This window comes from Synechococcus sp. H60.1, from assembly GCF_047462335.1.
GTDB lineage: Bacteria > Cyanobacteriota > Cyanobacteriia > Thermostichales > Thermostichaceae > Thermostichus.
Genome location: NZ_JANSJA010000110.1, coordinates 5171 through 11822, shown reverse-complemented (window position 1 = coordinate 11822; position 6652 = coordinate 5171). Strand labels below are relative to the sequence as shown.

The window sequence follows — 6652 nt, the reverse complement described above, 5'->3', positions numbered from 1 at the left end:
TTGTTGACTGACAGCACTGTCCGGGTCTTTCACCGGGGTGGGTGCTTGCTTAGAATTATGGCATTGGCGAGCGACTCAAGTCGCTCAAGGACTACGTCCTGCTAACGCGAACGGGCTTTTCCGCCCCGTACTACTCGCGTCAGCGGTGCGGAGCGCTTAGTACGAGGCTAGCAAGCTACCCCGCTGTGTATCCGCAAGGGGCTCCTTTGTTTTTCGATCCTCCGGGTCGTCCTCCCCAACCCAGCGGCGACCTTTCTCCCCTGCCGATCTCGGCAATTGGCGAGGCAGGGCTGTTGCAGATCGTACAGCGCTACTGCCCTGACCAGGTGGTGGGGGATGACGCGGCAGTGTTGGCCGCTCCCAAGGGGCAGTTGGTGGTGACCACCGATGTCTTGGTGGAGGGGGTTCACTTTAGCGACTTAACCACCCCGGCCCATGCAGTGGGCTGGCGCGCGGTGGCAGCCAATCTCTCGGATCTGGCGGCGATGGGATCCCGTCCCCTGGCTTTGCTGGTGGGCCTGGGCCTGCCGGGATCCACGCCGGTGGCTTGGGTGGAGGAGCTCTATCGAGGGATGCAAGCCTGTTGTGCCCCTTGGGGAGCGGAATTGGTAGGGGGGGATCTGTGTCGGTCGCCGCAGCGGTTTGTGGCGATCACGGCTCTGGGATCGGTACAACCGGGGCGGGCTATTGAGCGCAAACGGGCCCAGCCGGGCGATTGGCTGATCGTAACAGGGCCCCATGGCGACGCGCGGGCCGGCCTGGAGCTGCTGCTCCATCCCGAACAGGGATCCTCAGCCGCGGCAGCCGAGCGAGAGCAGTTAATCAGGGCGCACCAATATCCGCGCCCGCGCTTGGATCTATTACCCCTTTTGGAAGGGATCCCGGATCCTTTGCGCCTGGCTGGCATGGACACCAGCGATGGCTTGGCAGATGCTCTGGTGCAGGTGTGCCAGACCAGTGGGGTGGAGGCGCGGATCGAGGCGGAGCGGATCCCGATTTCGGCGGCTTTGCAACATGTTTTTCCGGGCCAAGCCCTGGAGTGGGCGCTCTACGGCGGGGAAGATTTTGAGCTGTTGCTCAGCGCCGAGCCCGCGCTGGCCCAGCGCCTTCTGGAACAGTTGCCGGGGGCGACCTGGATTGGGGAAGTAACCGGCTGGGATCCGCAGGGAACGGTGCGGTTGAGTGACGGACAACCCCTCAGCCGCCAGCACGCCTTCCAGCACTTTTGAGCCCCATCCCCCCTCTCCCTCTGGGAGAGGGGCTGGGGGTGAGGGCCGTGCGCCTCAATTCAAGTTGAACAAGTAGGCTTTCGGGCTGCCCAAAACTGCCCAAAGTTGCAGATAAAGCTACCCACCCCGGAAAAGGGGCTGGCACTTTGATTCGATAACCTAGAAGTTATGGAGAGATCTGCACAGGGAAGGCAACTGGCCCCGCAAGGCCACAGACACCCGCCAGAACCCTGGAGAATTAGGAGATTTGCAATGAAAGCTATCTTAGCAGCCGCTGTGATGGGTTGGGCAGGGATCCCTCTGCTGGCCCCCTTGCCGGTGGTGGCCCAGCCGCTTTTTGAATTGGGCACCTACCGCCTTGAGCAGGGGACGATCATTCCCGTCGGCAGCCTCAGCAGCGAAGAGCCGCAATACTTTTATCCAGACACCATCTATCCCCTGGAAGTGGCCGTCACGCAAAACATTTTCGACAACCAGGGGCGTTTGGTGATCCCGGCTGGCAGCCGCGTCTTCGGGCAGATGGAGCCGGCGCCGGGCGGATCCCGCTTTGTTGCCACTGCCATCGTCCTCGGGGGTCGCACCTATAGCCTGCGGGCTGTTTCCAACATTCTTCACGACGAGAAAGATCCCCGGCAGTATTCGGCTGAGGCCATCGCCCAGGATGCGGCCATTGGGGCAGCCGCAGGCACCCTTTTGGGAGCCATCACCGGCGGTGTCTCGGCGGGCAATGTCCTGGGAGGGGCAGCGGCTGGCGTAGTGGTAGGCAATGTTACCGCTCCCCAGGTGGTGGTGCTGCGCCCTGGCCAATCTTTTAATCTGACCTTGGAAGCGCCGCTCACCCTGTAACCCTCGGCTCCTGTTCCAAGGCAGGGGTGGAGATCTGGCAACTTGTGATTTACTGGATAGGCAAGTTGCAGCTCCCGTGTCTCTATGCCTGCAGAATCTAAGTCCACTCCTGTCTTGCACACCACAGAGCACACGTTCAACGCTGGGGGGGAGTCCTTCCCCTACAGGGCGGTGGCTGGCTGGCAGACGCTCTTCCGCCGAGAAAAGCCGGTGGCCGAGATCTTTCACGTCGCTTATCTGAGGCAGGATTCTGACTCCCCGCACCGCCCGCTGACTTTTGTTTTCAACGGCGGGCCGGGGGCCGCCTCTGCCTATTTGCACATGGGATCCCTGGGGCCGAGACGGATTTGCTTTGGGCCCAACGGCAGCCTGCCGCCCTCGCCGGTGCAACTGGTGGATAACGCCGAAAGTTGGCTGCTGTTTTCTGATTTGGTCTTCGTCGATCCGGTGGGGACAGGCTTTAGCCGCGCCCTGCCCAAAGAGTCTCAAGACGCCAAAAGTTCTCAGGAAAAATCCGATCCGGCGGCCAAGCCCACTCAGCCGGAGGAGAAGGAGGAGGAGCCCCCCAAAGAAGCACCCTTCTGGGACGTGGAGCGGGATTTGCAATCTTTGGGCGAGTTTATCCAGGGCTTCCTCTCGCGGTATAAGCGCTGGCTCTCTCCCATTTTCATTGCCGGTGAGAGCTACGGGGGATTTCGGGTGGCGCGGCTGGCCAAGGAGCTGCAAGCCAAGTTTGGGGTGGGCCTGTCAGGAGCGATTCTCATCTCGCCGGCCATCGAGTTCGGGCTGCTGGAGACCACCGATTACAACCTCAGCACCTGGGCAACCCTGTTCCCCTCCTATGTAGCCACGGCGGCCTATCACGGGCGGTGTGGCTGGGGGGAGGATTTGCAGATCTTGCTGCCCAAAGCAGAAAGCTTTGCCCGCCAGCGGCTGTTGCCTCTTTTGGCCATGGGGGAGGCGATGCCAGAGGCAGAGCGGCAGGCCATCTACACAGAGATGGCGGCAGGGATCGGACTCTCACCTGAGTATGTGGCCCACAAAGGCGGTCGGATCGACCCGGCCAGCTTTGCCCGCGAGCTGTTGCGCTCCCAGCGGCTGGTGTTGGGGCTGTACGATGCTTCCGTCACCACGGTGGATCCCTTTCCGGATCGGCCTACCTTCGAGGGATCCGATCCCACCTTGGATGGGGTGGATCGCCTCTTTACCGCCGCCATCAACAGCCACCTGCGGGAGACCCTCCAGGTGGACACAGACTTGACCTACCACCTCCTGAACTTAGAGGTGTTCAAGTCCTGGCGGTTTACCCCCAAAGGGGAACTCAAGCAAGGGTTTATTGGCGCCATGGACGAGCTGCGCAGCAGCATGGCCCTCAATCCCCACCTGCGGGTGAGCATTCACCACGGCTTCTACGACCTGGTCACCCCTTACTTTGCCTCCAACCACTTGGTGGACTTGATGAAGCTGGATCCCCGCCTCAAGGCCAACCTTTTCTTGCGCCACTACCGCGGCGGCCACATGTTCTACACCTGGGATCCCTCGCGAGTGGAGTGGTTTGCCGAGATGCGCCAGTTCTACCACCAGGCCGTTTCCGGCCTAAGGATCCCTTCGTGATGGGCAACCCCTACTCCCGCAGCCAACGGGTGGTGCCGTCTTTTTGGTCGATGAGGGTGATCCCCAGGGCCTTTAACTGCTCCCGGATTCGATCCGCCTCGGCAAAGTTTTTCGCCCTGCGGGCTGCCGTGCGTTGGGCCACCAGCTCCTCGATCTGCTTTTCTTCGAGGGGTGGAAGCTTGGCCAGTTCCCCATTGGCGACGGCTTTCTCAGATCCCTGGGCGGTGGCAGGCTGGGGCCAGCAGAAGCCCAGCGTGGCCAAGATCTCCAGCAGGGCGGCGCTCTTCTGCCTCAGCACCTGCGGCTGCAGGTGGGTGTGGCCCTGGTGGGTCAAGAGGTTGTGCTCACGGATCAGTTCTTTGGCCAGCTCAAAAGCAAGGGCCAGCGCCCCAGGGGTGCCAAAATCATCGTCCATGGCCGCCTGAAAGGCTTGCATCGCCTCGCAATCGGGAGATACCGTCTGGCAAAACTGCTGGGCGCAGTGGATCCCTTTTTGGAGAGTTTCCCAGCCGTGGCTGGCCGCCTGCATCGCCGCCTCGGTGAGGTCAATCGGGCTGCGGTAATGGGTCTGGAGCAGGAACAGCCGCAGGGCCATGGGGTGATAGACGGCAAGCGCCTGGCGTAGGGTGGTGAAGTTGCCCAAAGATTTGGACATCTTCTGGCCGTTGATGTTGACAAAGCCGTTGTGCAGCCAGTACTTGGCCAGCGGCTTGCCGGTAATCGGCTCCGATTGGGCCAGCTCGTTCTCGTGGTGGGGAAAAATGAGATCCGCTCCGCCGGCGTGAATGTCGATGTGATCCCCCAGAGTCTCTCGCACCATAGCCGAGCATTCGATGTGCCAGCCCGGACGTCCCCAGCCCCAGGGAGACTCAAACCCCGGCTCGGAAGGGGGAGCCGCCTTCCAAAGAGCAAAATCGAAGGGATCCTGTTTGCCAGCCCCTTCCTCTCCCACCCGGCCACTGGCCCCTGCCTCCAGCTCCTCTAGCTTGCGACCGGAGAGCTGGCCGTAGTCCGGGAATTTACGGACGGCGTAGTAGACATCGTAAGCAGGGATCTCCGCCTGACGGGCAAGGGGATCCCGTACCCGGTAGGCAAAGCCCTTGAGCTCCAGCGATTGGATCAGCTCGAACATCGCCCGCAGCGATCGGGTTGCCCTGGGGTAGAGATCGGCCCGCTTGATGTTGAGGCGATCCATATCTTGGAAATACTCGGCGATGAAGCGTTCCGCCACCGCCTGCATCGATTCGCCCCGCTCTAAGGCCCGCTTGAGGATCTTGTCGTCCACATCGGTAAAGTTCTGCACATACTTCACCCGGTAGCCCCGCCACTCCAGGTAACGACGCACCATGTCCCACACTACATAGGTGCGCGCGTGGCCGAGGTGGCAGAGATCGTAAACTGTAACGCCGCAGACATACATCCGCACCAGGGGCTTCTCCCCGCCAGCCGCCTCGTCGGCAGACATGGGCTCAGAGCCACCGGCTGACAGGGGCTGAAACACTTCCTTACGGCGAGTCAAGGTGTTGTAGACAACTAAAGTCATGGAGAGTCCTGGTTTGTAGTTTCAGCTACAGCAAAGCGGGCTTTATCTTCCAGGTAAGCACGATGGCACATTCTGTCCTGCATCAGATAAGGCTCGACAAAATCTCAACGGGCCGGGGGCTGCAATCATTGGGGGACAAGCATCTCAGCTGAAACTACCTGTGAAGACTTGTCTAGATTTATTAACTACGGTACTCTAACCTGAGTGCGAACCAATCTGTTCATTATCGAACTGCGCTTGGGCTTCGCCAGTCTTGGTGGAGCTTGCTGCAAGGGGACGCTGGCCTCAATTTTGACATCTTCTCTTCCACTCTAGTATCAGCCTATTGGTGTGAGGATGCCCCAAAGATTGACGTTCTCAAATGCCCAGAGGAGTGAGCTGGACATCCAGGGTGCTGCCGTGAGCACCCTTTCTCCGCCCGAGGATCCGGCAGGGATCCCGACCGCTCAGGAGCGGGCTGCCGAGGGGTGGGAGCCGGCACTTCTCTCTGCCCCGTCAAGACTCCGGTGGGCTGGCTTAGCCCTTTCTCTCAGCTTAACGGGCATGGTGTGGCTCCTAAAGCTGGAGGCAGATCCCCGCGCCGATGCCCTGGAAGAGTCGGGGCCGGCCCCCTCCGATGAGCCAGCCGAGCCAGAAAATCCAGATCCCTCGACCTTGGCTCCGGCGCGACGGGGCTATCCGATGTGGACCACCGGCCTCTTGCTCATGTTGGGCTTGGCGGGGGCGGCCACGCTGCATCAACGTCAGCTTTCTCGCCACCCCTGGGGATCCCAGCTGGCGGAGCCGATTCCGCCCTCGGTGCACACGCTGTCCGGCGCCCTGCAGCAGAACTACGAGCAAAAAAAAGTCCAACTGCGGCAAGCCTTCGAGGCTGGCCAGATCCCAAGCGGGGAAGGGCCTCGAGGCATTCTCGAGCATGAGGTGCAGCCGGGAGAAACCCTCTGGCAACTAACCCAGATGTACCAGCTCGATGCTGCCGCCATCACTGTCTCCAACGGCATTCAAGCCAGTACGCCGCTGCAGCCAGGGCAGAAGTTGCTGATCCCCAGCCAGCCAGGATTGATCTACAGCGTCAAGCCAGGGGACACCCTGGAAGACATTGCCAACCGCTATCGGGTTCCGCAGCAGCGGATCATCGAGGCAACCCCCCTGGATCGGCCGGAGTATCTGCGCATTGGCCAACGACTGCTCATCCCTGGCGATGTGGGCGAGCTAATCCGGCGCGAGAAAGAGAGGATCGCCGCCCAGAAGGCCCGCGAGGCGGAAGAACGCCGCCGCCAGGAGGAAGAGGCGCAACGCCAAGCCGAGGAGCAAGCTCGATTACAGGCCGAGCAGCAGCGCCGGGCCCAGCAGATGCAGCAAGAACGGCAGGCCCTCTTGGCCGGTGGATCCCTGACCCACACGGTGGGAGCCGGTGACA

Annotated in this window: 5 protein-coding genes; 4 read left to right on the top strand and 1 reads right to left on the bottom strand. The window is 61.4% G+C overall.

The annotated features are described in order from the left end of the window. The first annotated feature begins 206 nt into the window (after positions 1 to 206). From thiL to NW852_RS05855, 3 genes are all read left to right on the top strand, one after another. Entirely contained in the window at positions 207 to 1229 is a 1023-nt protein-coding gene (gene thiL, locus NW852_RS05865; RefSeq protein WP_414372529.1) for a thiamine-phosphate kinase, read from the top strand. A gap of 252 nt (positions 1230 to 1481) precedes the next feature. After that, a complete protein-coding gene (locus NW852_RS05860; RefSeq protein ID WP_414366066.1) occupies positions 1482 to 2075 on the top strand; it encodes a hypothetical protein in 594 nt (197 codons plus the stop codon). 84 nt (positions 2076 to 2159) lie between these two features. Then, positions 2160 to 3689 carry a S10 family peptidase gene (locus NW852_RS05855; protein ID WP_414366068.1) on the top strand — a complete coding sequence of 510 codons (1530 nt, stop codon included), beginning with the start codon at positions 2160 to 2162 and terminating at the stop codon, positions 3687 to 3689. A gap of 10 nt (positions 3690 to 3699) precedes the next feature. On the opposite strand, the gene cysS is transcribed toward NW852_RS05855, so the two are convergent. Then, positions 3700 to 5232: a cysteine--tRNA ligase gene (gene cysS / locus NW852_RS05850; RefSeq protein WP_414372526.1), complete on the bottom strand. Its 1533-nt coding sequence runs from the start codon at positions 5230 to 5232 to the stop codon at positions 3700 to 3702. Between the two features lie 399 nt (positions 5233 to 5631). Between cysS and NW852_RS05845 the strand changes: the two genes are divergently transcribed. After that, positions 5632 to 6652: LysM peptidoglycan-binding domain-containing protein (locus tag NW852_RS05845; RefSeq protein WP_414426547.1), on the top strand; the 1021-nt coding region annotated here is incomplete at its 3' end.

What these genes read in the sequence shown, in the direction of transcription:
- cysS (WP_414372526.1), bottom strand. Translation starts at nt 5,232, where the DNA reads ATGACTTTAGTTGTCTACAACACCTTGACTCGCCGTAAGGAAGTGTTT.
- NW852_RS05860 (WP_414366066.1), top strand. Translation starts at nt 1,482, where the DNA reads ATGAAAGCTATCTTAGCAGCCGCTGTGATGGGTTGGGCAGGGATCCCT.
- NW852_RS05855 (WP_414366068.1), top strand. Translation starts at nt 2,160, where the DNA reads ATGCCTGCAGAATCTAAGTCCACTCCTGTCTTGCACACCACAGAGCAC.